The following is a 20,160-nucleotide window of genomic DNA, read 5'->3' on the forward strand; positions in this document are numbered from 1 at the left end:
CGCGCCCCCGGGCCCACCGTGCGGTGGGCCCGGGGGCGCGGGTGCGGAGCGGGTCAGGAGGGGTCGAGCGCGGCGCGCAGGACGGCGAAGGCGCGGTCGCGGGCCTCGGCGCCCTCGGGGAGGACGCCGGCCATGGAGAGGAAACCGTGGAACATGCCCGGATGGTGGTGGTGCTCCACGCTCACCCCGGCGGCGGCGAGCGCCTCGGCGTACGCGATCCCCTCGTCCCGCAGCGGGTCCAGGCCGGCCGTGACGACGTGGGCCGGCGGGAGGCCGGCGAGGTCGGCGTGGGTGAGCGGGGACGCGTGGGGGTGGGTGCGGTCGGCCGGGTCGGGCAGATAGGCGTCCCAGTACCAGCGCAGGTGGTCGGCGGTGAGGAAGTAGCCCTGGGCGTTCTCCCGGTGGGACGGGCGGGAGCGGGTGGGGTCCAGCATCGGGTAGTAGAGGGCCTGGAAGGCGATCCGGGGGCCGCCCCGGTCACGGGCGAGCAGGGTGAGGACGGTGGCGAGGTGGGCGCCCGCGCTGTCCCCCGCGACGGCGAGCCGGCGGCCGGGGTGGGTCCGGGCCGCCCACCGCAGGGCGGTGTAGGCGTCCTCGGGGGCGGCCGGGAAGGGGTGCTCGGGGGCGCGCCGGTAGTCGGCCGCGACCACCGTGGCGCCGGTGGCGGCGGCGATGCTCCGGCAGAAGGCGTCGTGGCTGTCGAGGTCGCAGAGGACGAAGCCGCCGCCGTGGCAGAAGACGACGACGGGAGCGTCCGCCCGGGTGCCGCCCTCGTAGACGCGGACGGGCACGCCGTCCGCGTCCCGGTCCGTGACGCGGGCGACGGGGAGCGGGGGCACGGCGGGCCGGGCGCGGGCGGCGAAGAAGGCGCGGACCTCGGCGATGTCGGTCATCGTGGTGCCGAGCGGGGGGAACTGCGCGGCGGCCCCGTCGATGACGGCCCGGACCTCGGGGGTGGGGAGGGTCACGCGTCGGACTCCTTCGCGGGGAGGAGGGGCATGCGGCCCGCGGACGCCCCGCCGTCCACGGCGAGTTCGGCGCCGGACAGGTACGAGGACTCGTCGGAGGCGAGGAAGGCGACGAGCCGTGCGACCTCCTCGGGCTCCCCCACCCGGCCGAGCGGGGCGCCGGGGTGGTGGGTGGTGCCGAGGTGGGCGGTCATGGCGGTGGCGATGGCGCCCGGGTGGACGGAGTTGACCCGGATGCCGTCCGGGCCCAGTTCGAGGGCGGCCGTCTTCGTCAGTCCCCGCAGCCCCCACTTGGCGGCGCCGTAGGCGCCGTGGCCCCAGATGCCCTGGAGCCCGGCCTGGGAGGAGATGTTCACGACGGAGCCGCCGCCGCTGTCTCGGATCGCGGGGGCGGCGGCGCGGATGCCGAGGAAGGGGCCGGCGAGGTTGACCCGGAGGAGGGTGTCCAGGCGGGCCGGGTCCTCGTCCACGATGGGGGAGGTGGAGTAGACGGCGGCGTTGTTGACGAGGACGTCGAGCCGTCCGAAGGCGTCGAGGGCGGTGGCCACGGCTGCGGCCCAGGAGGGTTCGTCGGTGACGTCGTGGCGGACGAAGCGGGCGGCCGGGCCGAGGGAGGCGGCGGTCTCCTCGCCCTCGGCCTCGCGCACGTCGGTGAGGACGACGCGGGCGCCGAGCGCGGTGAAGAGGCGGGCCTCGGCCTCGCCCATGCCGCGGGCCGCGCCGGTGATCAGCGCGACCTTCCCGGTCAGGTCGACGGGCATCAGCGGTCCTCCTGAAGTGTGGTGAGGGCGGGTCCCGTGGTCCAGCCGCCGTCGACGGCGAGCTCGGCGCCAGTGACGTACGAGGCGGCGTCGGAGAGCAGGAAGACGACCGCGCGGGCGATCTCCTCCGGCGTGCCGACGCGCCCCAGGGGCGCGGCGGGGAAGCCGCCGGCGCCGTCCGGGAGGCCCAGGTGGGCGGTCATGGGGGTGTGGATCATGCCGGGGTGGACGGAGTTGACCCGGATCCGGTCGGCGGCGAGCTCCACGGCGGCGACCTTGGTGAGACCGCGGACGCCCCACTTGGCGGCCCCGTAGCCGGCGGTGCGGGCCAGGCCCATCAGGCCGGCGGCGGAGGAGATGTTCACGACGGAGCCGCCGCCGTTCGCCCGGAGCACCGGGATCACGGTGCGCAGGCCGAGGAAGACGCCGGTGAGGTCGATGTCGACGACCCGGCGGAACGCCTCCGCGGTCTGCTCCTCCAGGGTGTGCGAACCACCGGAGATCCCGGCGTTGTTCACGAGTCCGTCGACCCGGCCGAAGGTGTGCGCGGCCAGGTCCACGACCGTGTGCCAGTCGTCCTCGGAGGTGACGTCGTGCCGGGCGAAGCGGGCGCGGTCGCCGAGCTCCGCGGCGAGCGCCCGCCCCTCCTCCTCCCGGACGTCCGTCAGGAGCACGCGGGCCCCCGCGTCGGCGGCCGCGCGGGCGGCCGCCGCGCCGAGTCCCCGGGCGCCGCCGGTGACGACGACCGTCCGGTCGCGCAGGACCTGCTCGGGGCGGCCGGTCACGCGGGGTCGCCCGCGATGTCGTTGACGGCCAGCCAGCTGAACGTCATGGCGGGGCCGATGGTCGCGCCGGGGCCCGGGTAGGTCTCGCCCATGACGGCGGAGGAGACGTTGCCGGAGGCGTACAGGCCGGGGACGGGGGTGCCGTCCTCGCGCAGGACGCGGGCGGTGGCGTCGGTGACGAGGCCGCCCTTGGTGCCGATGTCGCCGGGGTGCACGGGGATGGCGTGGAAGGGGCCCTTCTCCAGCGGCGCCAGATTGGGGTTGGGGAGCGTCGGGTCGCCGTAGTAGCGGTCGTAGACGCTGTCGCCGCGGTGGAAGTCCTCGTCCCTGCCGGCGCGGGCGAAGCCGTTGAAGCGGTCCACGGTGGCGCGCAGCCGCTCCGGGGCCGCGCCGATGAGTCCGGCGAGCTCCTCCACGGTCGCGGCCTGCTTGACGAAGCCGCTCTCCCGCCACGGGCGGGGGAACGCCTGGCCGGGGAAGAGGCCCATGAAGATGTACCGGGACTTCGCGGTGGCGTCGAGGATCAGCCAGGACGGTACGGCGGTGGCGCCGCCGCGGGCCTGGTGGGCGTACATGGCGTCGACGAACTCGTGGTACGGGGCTGCCTCGTTGGCGTACCGCTCCCCCGCCGAGTCGACGATCACCATGCCGGGGATCCCCCGGTCGGCGACGAGGAAGAAGGGCTTGGCGTCCGGGGGTACGACGGTCGGCGCGCCCCACACCTTGTCCATCAGGTCGACGGCGGCGCCGAGGGCGAGGGCCGGTTCCAGGGCGTCGCCGGTCTGCCCGTCGGCGGCGGCGCTCCAGGCGGTGGAGGTGGGGGCCGGCAGGTGCTTCTCGCGGAGCGCCTGGTCGTGGGAGAAGCCGCCGGAGGCGAGGACCACGCCGCCGGTGGCACGCACGGTGAGGTCGCGGCCGTCGCGGCGCACCCGTACGCCGGTGACCCGGCCGTCCTCCTGGACGAGGCCGGTGAGCGGCGCGGAGAGCCAGAGCTCGCCGCCGAGGCGGTCGAGCGAGTGGCGCATGCGGGCGATCAGGGCCTCGCCGAGGGAGAGCGGCTTCCGCCCGGTGAGCAGGGCCTTCGCGGCCCGCGCGCCGACCTTGAGGGCGGTGCGCCGGCCGGCCCAGGTGCGGCCGACCATGTTGAGGTCGTGGAAGTCCTTGGAGGTGATGGTGAGGCCGTACGTGGGGAGTCCGGCGCGGCGCATGGTGTCGCGCCGTTCGGGGCCGAGCCGCGTGAAGTCGAAGACCTCGGGTTCGACGGAGCGGCCCTGCGGGTAGCCGCCCATGCGCTCGGGGTAGTAGTCGGAATAGCCGGGGGTGTAGACGAAGCGGACGTCGGTGCGGTCGTGGAACTCGCGGACCATGCGCGGTCCGTACCGCACGTAGGCGTCCTTGCGGCTGTCGGGGACGCGGTCGCCGACGGTGGCGTCCAGGTAGGCGCGGGCCTTCTCCGGGGTGTCGCCGAGTCCCGCGGCGTCCAGGTGGAAGTTGCCGGGGACCCAGATGGCGCCGCCGGAGAGGGCGGTGGAGCCGCCGTAGGCGTCGGTCTTCTCGACGATCAGGGCGGTGAGGCCGCGCAGCCGGGCGGTGAGGGCCGCCGCCATGCCGGCGGCGCCGGAGCCGACCACGACCACGTCGTAGGTGTGGTCCCAGGTGCTGTTCATCGCGTTCTCCCTCGGGGAGTCAATCCGGCGGTCGGGGCCGGTTCAGCGGGTGGTGACGCGGGCGTCGGTGAGGACGGGGGCGTCGTCGCGGTCCGCGGCCGTGGCGGTCAGCCGGTGGCCGTCGGCGGTGTGCCAGACCCGCAGCCGGAGCGTCTCGCCGGGGAGGAACACCCCGGCGAAGCGGGTGCGGCAGCCGGTGACGGCGGCGGCGTCGCCGTCGAGCAGGTGGTCGGTGACGGCCTTGACGGCCATGCCGAAGGTGCACAGGCCGTGCAGGACGGGCCGGTCGTAGCCGGCCCGGCGGGCGGTGGCCGGGTCGGCGTGCAGGGGGTTCCAGTCGCCGGTGAGCCGGTAGAGCAGGGCCTGCTGGGGGAGCGTGGGGACGTCGAGGAGCAGGTCGGGGTCCCGGTCCGGGGCGGGGAGGCGGTCGGAGGGGCCGCGGTCGCCGCCGAAGCCGCCCTCGCCGCGTACGAAGACGTGGTTGCGCTGGGTGAGGAGGGGCGCGCCGTCCTCGCCGAGGAGGGTGGACTCCTGGACGAGGACGGCGGCGCTCCCCTTGTCGTACACGTCGGTCAGGCGGGTGACGGCGGTGGCGCGGGCGGCGGAGGGCAGGGGGCGGTGGACGGTGATCTCCTGGCCGCCGTGCAGGACGTGTGCCAGGTCGATGTCGACGCCGGGCGCCTCGAAGACCTGGAAGCCGACTCCTCCGGTGCCGCCGGCGACGACACCGAAGGTGGGCAGGGTCTGGAGGCCGTCCTCGTGGCCCTCGTACACGTAGCGCAGTTCGCGCGGGTCGGTCTCGGGGACGCCCGCGCCGAGCGCCAGGTGGTACAGGCGCACGGCGCGGTCGTCCCAGACGACCTCGGTCCGCACCGGGGGCGCGGCCTTCGCCTGGTCGGGGTCGATGGGCATCAGAAGGCTCCGACGGCGTAGCGGCTGCGGTAGAAGAGCAGCGGCCTGCGGTCCTCGCCCGCGTCGAGGGCGACGACGTGGGCGGTGACGAGGTGGTGGTCGCCGGCCTCGTACACCTCGTGCAGTTCGCACTCGACGTGGGCGAGGGCGCCGTCGATCCGCACGGTGCCGTGCTCGCTGACGCTCCAGGGGACGCCGGCGAACTTGTCGGGACCGCTGCGGCCGAGGGCGGCGCAGGTGGTCCGCTGGTCCTCGGCGAGGATGTTGACGCAGAAGCGGCCGGCCCGTTCGATCCTCGGCCAGCTCGTGGAGGACCTGCCGACGGCGAGCATCACCAGCGGGGGGTCGAGGGAGAGGGAGGCGAAGGACTGGCAGGCGAAGCCGGCGGGCTCGCCGCCGTCGAGCGCCGCCACGACGGTGATGCCGCTGGCGAAGCGTCCGAGGACGTCGCGGAAGACCGCTGGGTCGATCAGCCGTTCCACTGGTGGCCCCAGACGCTGTCGGCGGTGATCTCCTTGGCGACCCAGGTGGCGGGGTCGACGACCAGGCCGTCCCAGCCGTACTCGACCTGGAAGCCGCCGGGGGCCTGGGCGTAGAAGGAGACCATGCGGTCGTTGGTGTGGCGGCCGAGGCTGGAGGCGATGGGGACGCCGGCGGCCTGCATGCGGTCGAGCCCGAGGCCGACGTCGTCCAGGGTCTCCAGCTCCACCATGAAGTGCACGATGCCGGGGGGCAGGGCGCCGGGGTAGAGGCCGAGGCTGTGGTGGCGGCGGTTGGGGCTCAGGAAGTGCATCCAGTGGAAGTCGCGCTGCTCGGTCGCGGTGGGGACGGCCTGCGGCGGGAGCTTCATGGAGTCCCGGAGCTGGAAGCCGAGGAGGTTCTCGTAGAAGTCGAGGGCGGTCTCGATGTCGGGGGCCGGCAGGACGACGTGGCCGAGGCCGAGGTCGCCGGTGACGAAGCGGTTGCCGTAGGGGGTGGCGAGCGGGGTGTGGTCCTGTGCCTGGCCCCAGTAGAGCTCCAGCGGATTGCCGCAGGGGTCCGTGAGGTGGATCAGGCCCTGGACGCGGCGCTCGGCGAGTTCGGCGGCGTCGGCGTGCTTCACGGCGACGCCGGCCGCCTCCAGTGCCGCGGCCGCGTCGGCGAGTGCGGCGGCGTTCGCGAGCTCCCAGCCGGCGGCCAGCAGCCGGTCGCTCTCGCCGGACTGGATCGCGAGGCGGTACGCGCGGTCGTCCAGGCGCAGCAGGAGGGTGGTGTCGGTGGAGCCGGGTGCCTCGACCATGCCGAGGATGTCGAGGGTGTAGCGCCGCCACTCGTCGAGGCGGGTGGTCTCCAGGCGCAGGTAGCCGAGTGCGCGCATGTCCATGGGGAACCTCTGTGTTCGCTGAGGGGGTTCGGCGGGGTCAGTGGGTGAAGAAGTCGACGGCGAGACGGTTGAACTCGTCGGCCTGTTCCGTCTGGGCCCAGTGGCCGCAGTGCGGGAAGACGTGCAGGCGCGCGTCGGGAATCGCCTTGAGGGCGACGAGGGCGCCGTCGAGCGGGTTGACGCGGTCCTCGCGGCCCCAGGTGAGGAGTACGGGCCGGGTGATCCGGTGGGCCTCGCGCCAGAGCATGGTGGCCTCGGCCCAGTCCGGGTTCGCGAAGGAGGCGGCCATGCGGGCGGAGCCGAGCCGGGTCTCGGGGTCGGTGGCGGAGGCCCACCGCTCCTCGACCAGGGCGTCGGTGACGACGGACTGGTCGTAGGCCATGACGGAGAGGAAGGCGCGGAGCTGTTCCCTCGTCGGCTCGGGTGAGGCGTTGAACTCGAAGAGGCGCTTGATGCCCTCGGTCGGGTCCGGGGCGAAGAGGTTGACGGAGATGCCGCCGGGTCCCATCAGGAGGAGCTTGTCGGCCTTCTCCGGGTGGTCGAGGGCGATCCGGACGGCGGTGCCGCCGCCGAGCGAGTTGCCGACGAAGTGGGCGCGCTCGATGCCGAGTTCGTCCATGAGGGCGGCGACGGCGCGGGCGCTGTAGCTGAAGTAGTCCCGGTCGAGCTCGGGCTTGTCGGAGCGGCCGTAGCAGGGCTGGTCGACGAGGAGGGTGCGGAACTGCCGGGCGAGGATGGGGAGGTTGCCCCCGAAGTTGCTCCAGCCGGAGGCGCCGGGGCCGCCGCCGTGCAGCATGATCACGACGGGGGCGTCGGGCCGGTCCGCCGGTCCGGCCTCGTGGTAATGGAGGGTGAGTCCGGCGGCCTCGGCGGTGCGGGAGGTCGAGGCGTACGTGGGCGCGGTCATCTGCGGCACCTCTCAGGCCATGGTGTCTTGGATGTCGATGCCGAGGGCGCACTGGCCGTACATGACGAGGGCGCGCTCGGGGTCGTTGGCGGCGTGGCCGCGGCCGGTGTGGGCGTCGCGCCAGGCGCGCTGGACGGCTCCGGAGCCGGTGCGCATGGCGTTGCCGCCGGCGTTCTCCATGAGCAGGTCGATCGCGGCGACCGCGCGCTCGGTGGCGAGCACCTGGTCCCGGCGGGTGCGGGTGCGCAGCTCCATGGGCAGTTCCTCGCCGCGCTCGGCGAGGGCGTACATGGCGCCGATGTTGCGGGTGAGCTGGAGCCAGGCGGCGTCGATGTCGCTGGCGGCGCGGGCGATGCGGACCTGGGCGAAGGGGTCCTCGGCGACCTGCTGGCCGTAGGAGACGCGGAAGCGCTTGCGGGTGGCCTCGGCGTAGGAGTCGTAGGCGCCCTCGGCGATGCCGACGATCGGGGTGGCGATGGTGGTGGTGAAGACGCCGGCGTAGGGCAGCCGGTAGACGGGTTCGGGGTTGATCTCGTGGCCGGGCACGTCGAGTGCGGTGACGGGGCCGAAGCTGAGGGCGCGGTGCTCGGGGACGAAGACGTCGTCCACGACGATGTCGTTGCTTCCGGTGCCGCGGAGTCCGACGGTGTCCCAGACGTCGTCGACGCGGTAGTCGGAGCGGGGGACGAGGAAGGTCCGCATGTCGACCGGCTTGCCCTCGGCGTCGGTGACGAGACAGCCGAGGAGGGCCCAGCGGGCGTGGTCGCAGCCGGAGGAGAAGTGCCAGCGGCCGGAGAGGCGGAAGCCGCCGTCGGCGGCGGCCGCCTTGCCGGTGGGGGCGTACGAGGAGGCGATGCGGGTCTTCTGGTCCTCGCCCCACACCTCCTGCTGGGCGCGCGGGTCGTAGAGGGCGACGTGCCAGGGGTGGACGCCGACCACTGAGGCGACCCAGCCGGTCGATCCGCAGGCCCGGGCGATCTCCTTGACGGCCGTGTAGAAGGTCACCGGGTCGGCGGCGCGGCCGCCGAACGCCTTCGGCTGGAGCAGCTGGAAGAAGCCGGTGTCCTCCAGTTCCTTGACGGAGGCGTCGGGCACGCGGCGCAGTTCCTCGGCCTCCGCGGCGCGTTCGCGCAGGACGGGGGCGAGGTCGCGGACGGCTGCCAGGACGTCGTCGGCCATGGGGGCATCCCCTTTCGGGTCGTGGTGGGGGAATGCCAGGACCGTACGGCGAGCCGGTCGCGGGGTGAACGCGTCGCTCCCACTGAGCGGGAAGGCGGCGCGGGCGGTTCAGAGCATGGGGTCCTGGACGTCGAGGCCGACGGCGTCGCGGCCGAAGAGGGTGAGGGCGCGCGTGACGTCGTTGGCGGCCTGGCCGCGGCCGGTGTGGAGGTCGCGCCAGGCGCGGGAGAGGACGTCGCCGTCGCTGCGCAGGGGGCTGCCGCCGGCGTTCTCGCGCAGCAGGTCGACGGCGGTGAGGGCGCGTTCGGTGGCGAGGGCCTGGTCGCGGCGGGCGCGGGCGCGCAGGGTGACGGGGGGTTCGCCGCCGGCGCGGGCCACCGCGTACAGCTCGGCGGTGTTGCGGGCGAGCTGGAGGCGGGCGGCGTCGATCTCGCCGGCGGCGCGGGCGATGCGGACCTGGGCGAAGGGGTCCTCGGCGACGCGGCGGCCGTGCGGGAGGGCGGGGTGGGTGCGGGCGGTGTCGACGTGGTGGTCGTAGGCGCCCTCGGCGATGCCGACCATGACGGTGGAGACGGTGGTGGTGAAGAGGGCCGCGTAGGGCAGCCGGTAGACCGGTTCGGGGTTGGTCTCGTGGCCGGGGCAGCGGAGGGTGGTGACGGGGGCGTAGCCGAGGGTGCGGTGGGCGGGGACGAAGGCGTCGTCGACGACGATGTCGTTGCTGCCGCTGCCGCGCAGTCCGACGGTGTCCCAGACGTCGTCCACCCGGTGGTCGGTGCGGGGCACGAGGAAGGTCCGCATGTCGAGCGGGCGGCCGTCGGGGTCGCTGACGAGCCCGCCGAGCAGGGCCCAGCGGGCGTGGTCGGCGCCGGCCGCGAAGTGCCAGCGGCCGGAGAGCCGGTAGCCGCCGGGGACGGGGGTGACGGTGCCGGTGGGCGCGTGGGAGGAGCAGATGAGGGCGGTGTCGTCGCCTGCCCACACGTCGTGCTGGGCGCGGGGGTCGAGGAGGGCGACGTACCAGGGGTGGACGCCGAGGAGGGCGGTGGTCCAGCCGGTGGAGCCGCAGGCCCTGGCGATCTCGTGGACGGCGGCGTGGAAGACCTCGGGGTCGGCGGCGAGTCCGCCGTGGGCGGAGGGCCTGAGCAGCCGGAAGAAGCCGGTGCGGTGGAGGTCGGCGAGGGTGGCGTCGGGGACGCGGCGCAGTTCCTCGGCCTCGTCGGCGCGCTCGCGCAGGGCGGGGGCGAGCGCCCGGACCGCGGTGAGGACGTCGTGGTCGCGCATGGGGTGCCTCTCGGGGCCGGGGCCCGGATCTTGGGCTCCTCTTGGGTGACGAGAGGGAACCTACGCGTTACCGTTCCGAGACGGAACACCCCCTTCCCGTCGCCCCGCCCCCTCTGGCACTCTCCACGCAATACCGGAGATTACGGACGCGGCAGGGCTTTCGCCCGTCGCGCCGTCCGCGTGGGAGGTGTCGATGACGACGCATGCCGCCGAGCCCGTCCAGGACATGCGGGCCGTGGGGGCCGCCGGGCCGGCCGAGGCCGGGCCGCTGCCGCCGCTGTCGCTGCTCGAGAAGGCGGCGAAGGTGCTCAGCGCCTTCCAGAGCGGCGGGCCGCGTCTGACGCTCACCGAGGTCGTGCAGCGCTCGGGGATCCGGCGCTCCTCCGCGCACCGGATCCTGGACCAGCTGGTGCAGTTGCGGTGGCTGGAGCGGGAGGGACGTGACTACCGGCTGGGCATGGGCATGCTGGAGCTCGGCGCGATGGCCTCGCACCACAACCGGCTGCGCCGGGCGGCCCTGCCGCATCTGCACGCGCTGCACGAGGCGACCGGCCATCTGGTGCACCTCACCGTCCTCGACGGCCCCGAGGTGGTCTACCTGGAGCGGATCGGCGGGTCGGACGACTCGGGCGTGCCCTCGCGGACGGGCGGCCGGCAGCCCGCGTACTGCACCGCGTCGGGCAAGGCGATCCTGGCGTTCAGCGACGCCCCGGTGGTGGAGCAGGTGATACGGAACGGGCTGCGGCCCCGCACCCCCCGGACGATCACCCGTGCCGACCCCTTCCGGGCCGAGCTGGCGCTCGTCCGGGAGCGCGGGGTGGCCTTCGACCAGGAGGAGGGGTTCCGGGGCGTCTTCTGCGTGGCGGCGCCGCTGCGCGGGGCGGGGCGGGCCGTGGCCGCGATCTCGGTCTGCGGCCACGGCGTGCACCGGGAGCTGGAGCGGATCGCCCCCGCCGTGCGCGGCTGCGCCCGCTCGGTGTGGCAGTCGATGTTCGGTCCCGGCCGGCGCGCCGAACAGCGGGCGGAGCCGGTGGGGGCGGCGCCGGCCGGGGTGCCGCAGCCGTCGATGGACAACATGATGACCTGGCTGCGGTTCAGCGACTGGATGTGAAGCCCGGGGCGAGGCGTTCGCGGACGGCGTCGAGGCCGGTGGCGTAGACGCCGTCCCCGAAGGCGGCCTCGACCCGCGGGACGAGGTCGTCCGGGGCCCGGTAGGCGGCGGACCAGCGGAGTTCGGCGCCGTCCGGGTGCGGAGCGACGGCGAGGGTGGCCACGTACTCCTCGACGGGCAGCGCGAGCGGGTCGAGGAGCGTGTAGCGGTAGCTGCGGGCGGCGGGGTCGCGGGCGAGCAGCCGCTCGCGGGCGACGACCGTGCCGTCCAGGGTGAACCTGCGGACGGCGCCGGGGTCGTCGGGGCCGGCTCCGTCCTCCACCGTGGCCGGTGGGACGTGCGGGTGCCAGTCGCCGAGGGTGGCGAAGCCGCCGACGAGCGCCCAGACGGTGTCGGGGTCGGCGGGGACCACGAGGGAGCGGACGAGGGTACGGGGGTGCACGGTGCCTCCGGGTCGGGTTGCCGTCACCAGGTGCGGTCGCCGCGCAGGACGGCGTCGGCGCCGCCGTCCGCGAAGACGACCTGGCCGGTGACGAGGGTGTTCTCGGGCGAGGTGAGCCAGGCGATGAGCGGGGCGAGCTGTTCGGGCCGGGAGTGGCCGCGCAGCGGCATGGGGACGGCCCGCTCGACGAGGGCGCGGGTCGCGGGGTCGTCGAGGAGGGGACGGGTCAGCGGGGTGAGGACCACGCCGGGGGCGACGGCGTTGAGCGGGATGCCGGCGCCGGCCCAGGCGTCGCCGGGGGCGGCGCGGCGGACCCAGCGGGAGACGGCCGCCTTGGAGGAGGAGTAGACGAGGTGTCCCTCGCCGCGGTCCACGGCGGCGCGGGCGGCGGCCACCGCGGCGGTCTCGTCGCCCGCGTCCGCGGCGGCCATCAGGGCCGGGTCCGTGGGGTGCACGGAGTCGATGGAGCCGACGACGAGCGCCCGCGGGTCGCGGCCGGCGGCGAGGAGCGGGCGCAGTCCGTCGAGGGTGGCGACGGCGCCGAAGTGGTTGACGCGGATGGTGAGCGGGTCGAAGTGGGCGACGCCCGCGCAGGAGACGACGGCGTCGAGCCGGCCGCCGGTGAGCTCGCGGGCGCCGGCCACGAGCGCGGCCCGGCCCTCGGCGGTGGACAGGTCGGCCCGGAGGTCGCCGTCCTCCAGGTCGGCGGCGAGGACCGTGTGGCCCCGCTCCCGCAGGAGGGCCGTCGTGGCGGCGCCGATGCCGGAGGCGGCTCCGGTGACCAGGTACGTACGGGGCATGGGAGGGCTCCTCGTCGGCAGTGGTTCAGGAGTAGGTGATCTCGACCCGGTCGGTGACCGGCAGGGCCTGGCAGGCGAGGACGTAGCCGTCGGCGAGGTCGGCATCGTCCAGGACCTCGTTGCGGACCATCCGCACCTCGCCCGTGACGATCCGGCAGGTGCAGGCGCTGCACGCGCCCTCGCGGCAGGAGTACGGGGCGTCCACCCCGGCCGCGAGGAGCGCGTCGAGCAGGGGGGCCGACGGCGGCCAGGCGACCGTACGGGTCTCGCCGTCGAGTTCCACCGTCACGGCGCCGTCGCCCTCGCCGCCGGCGGCCGCCGGGGCGGGCGCGTCGAAGACGTCCCCGGACAGGGAGAAGAACCGTTCCCGGTGGATGCGTCCTCCGGGGGTGCCGAGCGTGCGCAGCGCCTGCTCGGCGGCGTCCATGAGCGGCCCGGGGCCGCAGACGAACGCCTCGCGGTCGGCGTAGGGCGCGAGCGCGGCGGCGAGCCGGTCCGGGACCGGCAGGCCCTGGAGCGACTCCAGCCAGTGGAGGACGAGGAGCCGTCCGGGGTGGGCGGCGGTGAGGGCGCGGAGTTCGTCGCGGAAGATGACGGAGGTCTCGTCCCGGTTGGCGTACAGGAGGACGATCCGGCCGGTGCCGGCCGCGAGGACGGACTTGGCGATGGAGAGGACCGGGGTGATGCCGCTCCCGCCGGCGACGAGCAGCAGGTCGTGGTCGAGGGAGTCCGGGGTGAAGGTGCCGGCCGGCGGCAGCACCTCCACCTCGTCGCCCGCGGCCAGGTGGTCGCAGACCCAGTTGGAGCCGTACCCGCCGGCCACCCGCTTGACGGTGACCTTCAGCGGTTCGCCGGTGTGCGGCGAGCTGGCCAGCGAGTAGCAGCGGGCGACGGGCCCGTCCGCGCCGGGCAGTCTCAGGGTGAGGAACTGCCCGGGGCGGTGGGCGAAGCGGGGCGCGCTCTGCGGGGACGGTTCCAGGACCAGGGAGCGCGCGTCGGGCGTCTCGGCGACGACCTCCACGATCCGGAGCCGGTGGGTGCGGGCGGTGCCGGCCCCGGTCGCGGTCACCGGCTCAGACGTCGACACGGACACCGTCGGCCTCCAGGGTTCCGTCCGCGACCGCGCGGTCGATGCTGGACCGCAGCGCCCGGCAGGTGCGGATCCGGGCGCTGGTGGCGCCCCGCCCCACCCGGTCGCGGATCTCGGCGCAGGCGACGGCCGCGTCGGCGGTCCACTGGACGGAGGTGTGGGCGGGGCTGAACTTCTCGCACAGGACCTGGTTGCCGCAGGCCTCGCACTGGACGGGTCGCATGTCAGGGGGCTCCCGCTTCGGTCTCGGCCGCGCGGCGGGCCAGGTTCTCGTCGACCTCGGCGCGCCACGCCCGGTTGGCCCGCCGGGTGTCGATCTCGAACTCGAAGCGCCGGGTCATCTCGTCCTTGACGTCGGCGACGTCGACGTAGAACTGCTCGTACCAGCGGCGCAGCTGGTACACGGGGCCGTCCTCCTCGGTGAGGAGCGGGTTGTCGATCCGGGTCTTGTTCCGCCAGATCTCGATGTCCTGCTCGAAGCCGGTCTCCAGTCCCCCGATCAGGCTCCGGGCGGCCTCGGCGGCCGCCTCGTCGGTCATGCCGGGCAGCTTCCTGACGATCGCCCCGTACTGGAGGACGAAGCTGTCGGCGCTCACCGGGTAGTGACTGTTGATCAGCACCATCTCCATCTCGACGCCGGGAGCCACCTCGGTGAACACGTAGTCGATCATGTAGGACGGGCCGTAGTAGGAGGCGTCGGAGCGCAGCGGGGAGCTGAGGTTGCCCAGGTCCATGTCGCCGCGCGGGGCGCTCTCCATGTACTGGGTGGCGACGTGTCCGTCGAAGACGTTCTTGAAGTACGTCGGGAAGGCGTAGTGGACGTAGAAGAAGTGCGCCATGTCCACGACGTTGTCGACGATCTCGCGGCAGTTCGAGCCGTCCACCCGCGCGGTCTTCCAGGTCCAGTCGCTCCATTCGGCCGCGTCCGGGCCGTGGACGCCCTCGATCTCGGGGACGGTGGCCTCGGCCGGCGGCGGGTTGCCCTCGGGGTCGTGCCAGACGAAGAGCTGCCGGTTGCGCTCCAGGGTGGTCCAGGCGCGGGTGCGGGCGCGGGGCGGTACGCGGCGGGCGTACGGGATGCCGGCGCAGCGGCCGTCGCCGGACCAGCGCCAGTCGTGGAACGGGCAGGCGACGGCGTCGCCCTTGACCGTGCCGTGGGCGAGGTTGCCGCCCATGTGGGGGCAGTAGGCGTTCAGGACGTGGAGCTCTCCGTCGTCCTGGCCCTGGAAGACCACGAGCTTGGTGCCGAACGCCTCGATCTCGTGCGGCTCGCCGTCCTTGAAGGATGCGGCGAGGCCGAGGCAGTGCCAGCCCCGGGCGAAGCGGGCGGGCGGGCGTCCGGCGTCGATGACACGGACCTCGTCGTTGAGCGCAGTCATCACGTTCTCCTGGTGGTGGTGGGGTCAGTTCCGGGCGGCGAGTTCGAGGGCGATGTCGATGAGCTGGTCCTCCTGGCCGCCGACGAGGCGCCGTTCGCCGGCGCGCAGCAGGATCTCGGCGCCGGAGACGCCGTAGCGCTCGGCCTGCCGGTAGGCGTGCTTGAGGAAGCTGGAGTAGACGCCGGCGTGGCCCATGAGCAGGGCGAGGCGGTCGAGTCGGCACTCCTCGTCCATGACGGGGCGGACGACGTCCTCGGCCGCGTCGATGATCTTCAGGACGTCGATGCCGGTGCGGATGCCCATCTTGGCGCAGACGGCGACGAACGCCTCGACGGCGGTGTTGCCCGCTCCGGCGCCGAGCCGGCGGGTGGAGCCGTCGATCTGGAGGGCGCCGGCCTTGACGGCGGCGACCGAGTTGCCGATGCCGAGGGCGAGGTTCTCGTGTCCGTGGAAGCCGACCTGGGCGTCGTCGCCGAGTTCGGCGACGAGGGCCTGGACGCGGTCGGTGACGTCGTCCATGACCATGGCGCCGGCGGAGTCGACGACGTACACGCACTGGCAGCCGGCGTCGGCCATGATCCGGCCCTGGCGGGCGAGGTTCTCGGGGCTGGTGGAGTGGGCCATCATCAGGAAGCCGACGGTCTCCAGGCCCCGTTCGCGGGCGAGTCCGAAGTGCTGGACCGCGATGTCGGCCTCGGTGCAGTGGGTGGCGATCCGGCAGATGCCGGCGCCGTTGTCGTGGGCGGCGCGGATGTCGTCCTTGACGCCGAGTCCGGGGAGCATGAGGAAGGCGATGGTGGCGCGCCGGGCGGTCGCCACGGCGGCCTTGATCAGCTCCTGCTCGGGGGTCCTGGAGAATCCGTAGTTGAACGAGGAGCCGCCGAGTCCGTCGCCGTGGGTGACCTCGATCACCGGGACGCCGGCGTCGTCGAGGGCGGCGACGACGGAGCGCACGTCGTCGGCGGTGAACCGGTGGCGCTTGGCGTGCGAGCCGTCGCGCAGCGAGGAGTCCGTGATCCGGATGTCGAGGGTGTCCGAGTAGGGCATGGCAGGGGCTCCTTAGGCACCCGGGGCGAGGAGCGCCCGGGCGAACTCCTCGCCGACCTTGGTGGCGGCGGCGGTCATGATGTCGAGGTTTCCGGCGTACGGCGGGAGGTAGTCGCCCGCGCCCTCGACCTCCAGGAAGATCGCGACGCGTGCCATGCCGCCGTTCTCGGGGCTGGGGTCGTCGAACTGCGGCTCGCCGCGCAGCCGGTAGCCGGGGACGTACGCGGCGACCTGCTCGGCGACCTCCTTGACGGAGAGGGTGATGGCGGCGCGGTCGGCGTCCTCGGGGACGGCGCAGAAGACGGTGTCGCGCATGATGACGGGCGGGTCGGCCGGGTTGAGGATGATGATGGCCTTGCCGCGCGCGGCGCCGCCGATGGTCTCGATGCCGCGGGAGGTGGTGCGGGTGAACTCGTCGATGTTGGCGCGGGTTCCGGGGCCGGCGGAGACGGAGGCGACCGAGGCGACGATCTCGGCGTAGGCCACCGGGACGACCCGGGAGACGGCGTACACCATGGGAATGGTGGCCTGTCCGCCGCAGGTGATCATGTTGACGTTGGGCTGGTCGAGATGGGCGCGGAGGTTGGCGGGCGGGACGACGGCCGGGCCGACGGCGGCGGGCGTGAGGTCGATCGCTTTGATGCCGAGCTCGGCGTAGCGGGGCGCGTTGGCGCGGTGGACGGAGGCGCTCGTGGCCTCGAAGACGAGGTCGGGCGTCTCGTCCCGGGCCAGGAGCGCGTCGACGCCCTCGTGGGTGACCTCCAGGCCGAGCCGGCGGGCGCGGGCGAGGCCGTCGCTGTCGGGGTCGACGCCGACCATCCAGCGGGGTTCGACGAGCTCGGAGCGGAGCAGTTTGTACAGCAGGTCGGTGCCGATGTTTCCGGAGCCGACGACGGCGGCGGTCGCCTTGGTCTTGCGGGTCATCATCACCTCAGGTGAAGGAGAGGGAGACCGGGCCCAGCCCGGTGAACTCGGCGGTGAAGGTGGCGCCCGGCGCGATGTCGACGGCCCGGGTGCACGAACCGGGCAGCACCAGATGCCCCTTCTTCAGGGGCACGCCGAAGCGGGCGACGGTACGGGCGAGCCAGGCGACGGATCGGGCCGGGTCGCCGAGGACGGCGTCGCCGCGGCCCTCGGCGAGGAGTTCGCCGCCGCTGGTCAGCCGGGCCTCGACGGCCTTGAGGTCGATCCCGCGCGGGTCGCGGCCCTCGCCGATGACGAATCCGGCGGAGGAGGCGTTGTCGGCGATGGTGTCGGCGATCGTGATGCGCCAGTCGCGGATGCGGCTGTCGATGAGTTCGAGGGCGGGGACGACGCGTTCGGTCGCCGCGAGCACATCCTCGGGGGTGCAGCCCTCCCCCGGCAGGTCGTCGCCGAGGACGAAGCCGACCTCGACCTCGACGCGGGGGTGGCAGTAGCGGGCGACGGGGACCGGGACGCCGGGGGTGAGCTCCATGTCGTGGAGCAGGTGTCCGTAGTCCGGCTCGTCGACGCCCATCATGCGCTGCATGACGGGCGAGGAGAGGCCGACCTTGTGGCCGCGCACCTCGGCTCCGGCGGCGAGGCGGCGGCGGATGTTGACGAGCTGGATCTCGTACGCGTCCTCGGTGTCGATGCCGGGGTACGCCTCGCTCAGCGGGGCGATCGGCGAGACGCCCAGTTCGGCGGAGCGCAGCAGCTCGGCCGCCTCGTGGCGCCGGCGGTCCGTGAGCATGACGGGTCCCTCCTGGGGGCGGTTCGGTGGCTGTGTCCGGCGAGGCTAGGCCGCACCCGCCGCACCCCGTGAGCGCCGTTTCCCGGTGAGCGGGAAACCCCCGCGGGCGGCGCGCCGGCGCCCGGAGCACGTCGCCCCCCCCACGCCGGGTCCCGGGGCCGGCGTGGGGGCGTGGGGGCGTCCCGTGGCGTTCCCCGTCTGTTCAGTGGGTGCCGTACACCGGTCGCGGGGGTTCCGACTCCGCGAGGAGCTTCAGGGCCGTGGCGCCCGCCGACTCGGGGGTCCGGCGGGCGCCCGTGTCGGCGGTGGGGCCGGGCCGCCAGCCCTCCATGACGGTGATCCGCCCGCCCTCCGCCTCGAAGACGCGGCCCGTCACGCCCTCGGACGCGTCGGAGCCGAGCCACACCACCAGGGGCGAGACGTTCTCGGGGGCCATCGCGTCGAAGCCGCCGTCCTCCGGCGCGGCCATCGTCTCGGCGAAGGCGCTCTCGGTCATGCGCGTCCGTGCCGCCGGCGCGATCGCGTTGGCCTGGACCCCGTACCGCCCCATCTCGGCCGCCGCGACGAGGGTGAGGCCCACGATCCCGGCCTTGGCCGCCGCGTAGTTGCCCTGCCCGACACTGCCGAGCAGCCCCGCGCCGGAGCTGGTGTTGACCACCCTCGCCCGTCGGACCCGGCCGGCCTTCGCCTCGGCCCGCCAGTACGCCGCCGCGTGCCGCAGCGGCAGGAAGTGGCCCTTGAGGTGGACACGCATGACGGCGTCCCAGTCGTCCTCGCCGAGGTTGACGAGCATCCGGTCGCGGAGGAAGCCGGCGTTGTTGACGAGGGTGTCCAGGCCGCCGTACGTGTCGAGGGCGGCGGCGACCAGTGAGGCCGCGCCGTCCGGGGTGGCGATGTCCCCGCCGTGGGCGACCGCCTCCCCGCCGGCCGCGATGATCTCCTCGACGACTTCCTGGGCGGGGCCGGAGCCGCCGCCGGCGCCGTCGAGGCCGACGCCGAGGTCGTTGACGACGACCCGTGCCCCCTCGGCGGCGAAGGCGAGCGCGTGCGCGCGCCCGAGGCCGCGGCCCGCTCCGGTGACGACGACGACGCGTCCCGCGCTGAGTCCGGTCATGTGAAGGTCCTGCCTTTCAGGAGTGGTCGGTGGTGGCGGCGTCGAGGAACGCGGGGCGCTCCCCTCCGCCGTGGACGTGGAGGGCCGCGCCGCTGATGTACGCGGCGCGGTCGGAGGCGAGGAAGACGCAGGCGTCGCCGATGTCGGCGGGCTCGGCGAGCCGTCCGAGGGGCACGGTGCGGCCGACGGCGGCGACGCCGTCCTCGTCGCCGTAGTGCAGGTGGGAGAGTTCGGTGCGGACCATGCCGAGGACGAGGGTGTTGACCCGGACAAGCGGGGCCCACTCCACGGCCATCGAGCGGGCCAGGTTCTCCAGGCCGGCCTTGGCGGCGCCGTACGCGGCGGAGCCCGGGGACGGGCGGGTGCCGCTGACGCTGCCGACCATGACGATGGATCCGCCGCCGTCCTGACGGCTCATCACCCGGTGCGCGGCGAGCGAGGCGGTGAGCGGGGCGACGAGGTTCAGTTCGACGACCCGGGCGTGCTGGGCGGGTTCGCCGTCGGCGAGGGTCCGGTACGGAGTGCCGCCGGCGTTGTTGACGAGGGTGTCGAGGCGCCCGTGGTCGTCCCGCACCCGTGCGAAGAAGGCCGTCACGGCGTCCGGGTCGCGGAGGTCCACGGGGAGGAAGCGGGCGGTGCGGCCGGCCGCGGTGACGGGCGTGTCGGGGGCCCGCCGGGCGCAGGTCACGACCTCCGCCCCGGCTTCGAGCAGGGCCCGGGTGATGCCGGCGCCGACGCCCCGGGTGCCGCCGGTGACGACGGCGACGGAGCCGGACAGATCGATGGTCACTGCCAAGGGACACCTCCCGCAGCGGCCGAACCGCTGCTACCTTCATACCTAACAAACGTTTGGTGGAAAGGTAGCTGATCTGCTCATGGGTGTCTCCACCTCCGCCCCCGACGAGGGCGTCGCCGTCGTCACCGTCGACTTCCCCCCGGTCAACGCCCTCCCCGTCCGGGGCTGGTACGACCTCGCCGCCGCCGTCCGCGCCGCGGGCGCCGACCCGAAGGTCCGCTGCGTCGTGCTCACCGCCGAGGGCCGCGGCTTCAACGCCGGCGTCGACATCAGGGAGATCCAGCGCGCGACCGGCCCGGAGGCGATCCTCGGCGCCAACCAGGGCTGCGCCGAGGCCTTCGCCGCCGTCTACGAGTGCGAGGTGCCGGTGGTCGCCGCCGTGCACGGCTTCTGCCTCGGCGGCGGCATCGGCCTCGTCGGCAACGCGGACGCGATCGTCGCCTCCGAGGACGCCACCTTCGGCCTGCCCGAACTGGACCGGGGCGCCCTCGGCGCCGCCACCCACCTCGCCCGCCTGGTCCCCCAGCACCTGATGCGCACCCTCTACTACACCTCCCGCACGGTCACCGCCGAGGAACTGCACCGGCACGGCTCGGTGTGGCGGGTCGTCCCGCGCGAGGGGCTGCGCGAGGCGGCGCTGGAGCTGGCCCGCGAGATCGCCGCCAAGGACGGGCGGCTCGTCCGCCTCGCCAAGGCCGCCATCAACGGCATCGATCCGGTGGACGTCCGGCGCAGCTACCGCTTCGAGCAGGGCTTCACCTTCGAGGCCAACCTCAGCGGCGTCGCCGACCGCGTCCGCGACACCTTCGGCACGGAGAAGAGGGAGGACAAGTCGTGAGCAAGGACA

The 20,160-nt window shown here is 74.3% G+C and carries 22 protein-coding genes; 2 read left to right on the forward strand and 20 right to left on the reverse strand.

Going from position 1 to position 20,160, the window contains the following annotated elements:
- Window positions 1–53 precede the first annotated feature (53 nt).
- From ACFYT9_RS06340 to hsaA (ACFYT9_RS06385), 10 genes are all read right to left on the reverse strand, one after another.
- A complete protein-coding gene (locus tag ACFYT9_RS06340; RefSeq protein WP_389161300.1) occupies window positions 54–968 on the reverse strand; it encodes an alpha/beta hydrolase in 915 nt (304 codons plus the stop codon).
- Window positions 965–1,729 (reverse strand): glucose 1-dehydrogenase, encoded by a 765-nt coding sequence (locus ACFYT9_RS06345; protein ID WP_389161302.1) that lies wholly within the window; start codon window positions 1,727–1,729, stop codon window positions 965–967. Before ACFYT9_RS06345 ends, ACFYT9_RS06340 begins: the two co-directional genes overlap by 4 nt.
- Window positions 1,729–2,514: a glucose 1-dehydrogenase gene (locus tag ACFYT9_RS06350; protein WP_389161303.1), complete on the reverse strand. Its 786-nt coding sequence runs from the start codon at window positions 2,512–2,514 to the stop codon at window positions 1,729–1,731. Before ACFYT9_RS06350 ends, ACFYT9_RS06345 begins: the two co-directional genes overlap by 1 nt.
- A complete protein-coding gene (locus ACFYT9_RS06355) occupies window positions 2,511–4,181 on the reverse strand; it encodes an FAD-dependent oxidoreductase (RefSeq protein WP_389161304.1) in 1,671 nt (556 codons plus the stop codon). Before ACFYT9_RS06355 ends, ACFYT9_RS06350 begins: the two co-directional genes overlap by 4 nt.
- A 42-nt stretch (window positions 4,182–4,223) precedes the next feature.
- Window positions 4,224–5,093 (reverse strand): MaoC/PaaZ C-terminal domain-containing protein, encoded by an 870-nt coding sequence (locus ACFYT9_RS06360; RefSeq protein ID WP_389161306.1) that lies wholly within the window; start codon window positions 5,091–5,093, stop codon window positions 4,224–4,226.
- A complete protein-coding gene (locus ACFYT9_RS06365; protein WP_376601136.1) occupies window positions 5,093–5,575 on the reverse strand; it encodes a flavin reductase family protein in 483 nt (160 codons plus the stop codon). Before ACFYT9_RS06365 ends, ACFYT9_RS06360 begins: the two co-directional genes overlap by 1 nt.
- A complete protein-coding gene (locus ACFYT9_RS06370; protein WP_389161308.1) occupies window positions 5,563–6,456 on the reverse strand; it encodes a VOC family protein in 894 nt (297 codons plus the stop codon). The genes ACFYT9_RS06365 and ACFYT9_RS06370 overlap by 13 nt, the downstream gene beginning before the upstream one ends.
- 37 nt (window positions 6,457–6,493) lie before the next feature.
- Window positions 6,494–7,363, reverse strand: a complete 870-nt coding sequence (gene hsaD / locus ACFYT9_RS06375; RefSeq protein ID WP_389161310.1) for a 4,5:9,10-diseco-3-hydroxy-5,9,17-trioxoandrosta-1(10),2-diene-4-oate hydrolase — start codon at window positions 7,361–7,363, stop codon at window positions 6,494–6,496.
- A gap of 12 nt (window positions 7,364–7,375) precedes the next feature.
- Window positions 7,376–8,542 carry a 3-hydroxy-9,10-secoandrosta-1,3,5(10)-triene-9,17-dione monooxygenase oxygenase subunit gene (gene hsaA, locus ACFYT9_RS06380; RefSeq protein ID WP_387274219.1) on the reverse strand — a complete coding sequence of 389 codons (1,167 nt, stop codon included), beginning with the start codon at window positions 8,540–8,542 and terminating at the stop codon, window positions 7,376–7,378.
- A 108-nt stretch (window positions 8,543–8,650) separates the two neighbouring features.
- Window positions 8,651–9,820, reverse strand: coding sequence for a 3-hydroxy-9,10-secoandrosta-1,3,5(10)-triene-9,17-dione monooxygenase oxygenase subunit (hsaA, locus tag ACFYT9_RS06385; protein WP_389161312.1), 1,170 nt, complete (start codon window positions 9,818–9,820; stop codon window positions 8,651–8,653).
- Between the two features lie 193 nt (window positions 9,821–10,013).
- On the opposite strand from hsaA (ACFYT9_RS06385), the gene ACFYT9_RS06390 reads away from it, so the two are divergent.
- Entirely contained in the window at window positions 10,014–10,931 is a 918-nt protein-coding gene (locus tag ACFYT9_RS06390) for an IclR family transcriptional regulator (protein ID WP_387274216.1), read from the forward strand.
- On the opposite strand, the gene ACFYT9_RS06395 is transcribed toward ACFYT9_RS06390, so the two are convergent.
- From ACFYT9_RS06395 to ACFYT9_RS06440, 10 genes are all read right to left on the reverse strand, one after another.
- Window positions 10,915–11,373: an SRPBCC family protein gene (locus ACFYT9_RS06395; protein WP_389161314.1), complete on the reverse strand. Its 459-nt coding sequence runs from the start codon at window positions 11,371–11,373 to the stop codon at window positions 10,915–10,917. The two genes, ACFYT9_RS06390 and ACFYT9_RS06395, sit on opposite strands and share 17 nt — an antisense overlap.
- A gap of 23 nt (window positions 11,374–11,396) precedes the next feature.
- Window positions 11,397–12,173, reverse strand: a complete 777-nt coding sequence (locus ACFYT9_RS06400; protein ID WP_389161315.1) for an SDR family oxidoreductase — start codon at window positions 12,171–12,173, stop codon at window positions 11,397–11,399.
- 25 nt (window positions 12,174–12,198) lie between these two features.
- The gene (locus tag ACFYT9_RS06405; protein WP_389161317.1) at window positions 12,199–13,242 is read right to left on the reverse strand and encodes a 2Fe-2S iron-sulfur cluster-binding protein; all 1,044 of its coding nucleotides are present in this window, start codon (window positions 13,240–13,242) and stop codon (window positions 12,199–12,201) included.
- Window positions 13,243–13,246: 4 nt separating this feature from the next.
- Window positions 13,247–13,486, reverse strand: a complete 240-nt coding sequence (locus ACFYT9_RS06410) for a hypothetical protein (protein ID WP_389161319.1) — start codon at window positions 13,484–13,486, stop codon at window positions 13,247–13,249.
- Window position 13,487: 1 nt separating this feature from the next.
- Complete coding sequence (locus ACFYT9_RS06415) at window positions 13,488–14,642, reverse strand: Rieske 2Fe-2S domain-containing protein (RefSeq protein WP_389161321.1); 1,155 nt, start codon at window positions 14,640–14,642, stop codon at window positions 13,488–13,490.
- A 24-nt stretch (window positions 14,643–14,666) separates the two neighbouring features.
- Window positions 14,667–15,689, reverse strand: coding sequence for a 4-hydroxy-2-oxovalerate aldolase (dmpG, locus tag ACFYT9_RS06420; RefSeq protein WP_389161322.1), 1,023 nt, complete (start codon window positions 15,687–15,689; stop codon window positions 14,667–14,669).
- Window positions 15,690–15,701: 12 nt separating this feature from the next.
- Entirely contained in the window at window positions 15,702–16,613 is a 912-nt protein-coding gene (locus tag ACFYT9_RS06425; protein WP_387274243.1) for an acetaldehyde dehydrogenase (acetylating), read from the reverse strand.
- Between the two features lie 7 nt (window positions 16,614–16,620).
- Entirely contained in the window at window positions 16,621–17,403 is a 783-nt protein-coding gene (locus tag ACFYT9_RS06430) for a 2-keto-4-pentenoate hydratase (protein ID WP_376605784.1), read from the reverse strand.
- A gap of 202 nt (window positions 17,404–17,605) precedes the next feature.
- Window positions 17,606–18,517 carry an SDR family oxidoreductase gene (locus ACFYT9_RS06435; RefSeq protein ID WP_389161323.1) on the reverse strand — a complete coding sequence of 304 codons (912 nt, stop codon included), beginning with the start codon at window positions 18,515–18,517 and terminating at the stop codon, window positions 17,606–17,608.
- Window positions 18,518–18,533: 16 nt separating this feature from the next.
- Complete coding sequence (locus ACFYT9_RS06440; protein WP_389161324.1) at window positions 18,534–19,313, reverse strand: SDR family oxidoreductase; 780 nt, start codon at window positions 19,311–19,313, stop codon at window positions 18,534–18,536.
- Between the two features lie 79 nt (window positions 19,314–19,392).
- Between ACFYT9_RS06440 and ACFYT9_RS06445 the strand changes: the two genes are divergently transcribed.
- Window positions 19,393–20,151, forward strand: a complete 759-nt coding sequence (locus tag ACFYT9_RS06445) for an enoyl-CoA hydratase family protein (RefSeq protein WP_389161325.1) — start codon at window positions 19,393–19,395, stop codon at window positions 20,149–20,151.
- Window positions 20,152–20,160: the final 9 nt, after the last annotated feature.

The organism is Streptomyces sp. NPDC004435 (genome assembly GCF_042873895.1).
Lineage (GTDB): Bacteria > Actinomycetota > Actinomycetes > Streptomycetales > Streptomycetaceae > Streptomyces.

Bases quoted from the DNA above. Each gene is read 5' to 3' on its own strand.
- ACFYT9_RS06345 (WP_389161302.1), bottom strand. From the start codon at position 1,729: ATGCCCGTCGACCTGACCGGGAAGGTCGCGCTGATCACCGGCGCGGCC.
- ACFYT9_RS06355 (WP_389161304.1), bottom strand. From the start codon at position 4,181: ATGAACAGCACCTGGGACCACACCTACGACGTGGTCGTGGTCGGCTCC.
- ACFYT9_RS06360 (WP_389161306.1), bottom strand. From the start codon at position 5,093: ATGCCCATCGACCCCGACCAGGCGAAGGCCGCGCCCCCGGTGCGGACC.
- ACFYT9_RS06370 (WP_389161308.1), bottom strand. From the start codon at position 6,456: ATGGACATGCGCGCACTCGGCTACCTGCGCCTGGAGACCACCCGCCTC.
- hsaD (WP_389161310.1), bottom strand. From the start codon at position 7,363: ATGACCGCGCCCACGTACGCCTCGACCTCCCGCACCGCCGAGGCCGCC.
- hsaA (WP_387274219.1), bottom strand. From the start codon at position 8,542: ATGGCCGACGACGTCCTGGCAGCCGTCCGCGACCTCGCCCCCGTCCTG.
- hsaA (WP_389161312.1), bottom strand. From the start codon at position 9,820: ATGCGCGACCACGACGTCCTCACCGCGGTCCGGGCGCTCGCCCCCGCC.
- ACFYT9_RS06390 (WP_387274216.1), top strand. From the start codon at position 10,014: ATGACGACGCATGCCGCCGAGCCCGTCCAGGACATGCGGGCCGTGGGG.
- ACFYT9_RS06400 (WP_389161315.1), bottom strand. From the start codon at position 12,173: ATGCCCCGTACGTACCTGGTCACCGGAGCCGCCTCCGGCATCGGCGCC.
- ACFYT9_RS06410 (WP_389161319.1), bottom strand. From the start codon at position 13,486: ATGCGACCCGTCCAGTGCGAGGCCTGCGGCAACCAGGTCCTGTGCGAG.
- ACFYT9_RS06415 (WP_389161321.1), bottom strand. From the start codon at position 14,642: ATGACTGCGCTCAACGACGAGGTCCGTGTCATCGACGCCGGACGCCCG.
- dmpG (WP_389161322.1), bottom strand. From the start codon at position 15,689: ATGCCCTACTCGGACACCCTCGACATCCGGATCACGGACTCCTCGCTG.
- ACFYT9_RS06425 (WP_387274243.1), bottom strand. From the start codon at position 16,613: ATGACCCGCAAGACCAAGGCGACCGCCGCCGTCGTCGGCTCCGGAAAC.
- ACFYT9_RS06430 (WP_376605784.1), bottom strand. From the start codon at position 17,403: ATGCTCACGGACCGCCGGCGCCACGAGGCGGCCGAGCTGCTGCGCTCC.
- ACFYT9_RS06435 (WP_389161323.1), bottom strand. From the start codon at position 18,517: ATGACCGGACTCAGCGCGGGACGCGTCGTCGTCGTCACCGGAGCGGGC.
- ACFYT9_RS06445 (WP_389161325.1), top strand. From the start codon at position 19,393: ATGGGTGTCTCCACCTCCGCCCCCGACGAGGGCGTCGCCGTCGTCACC.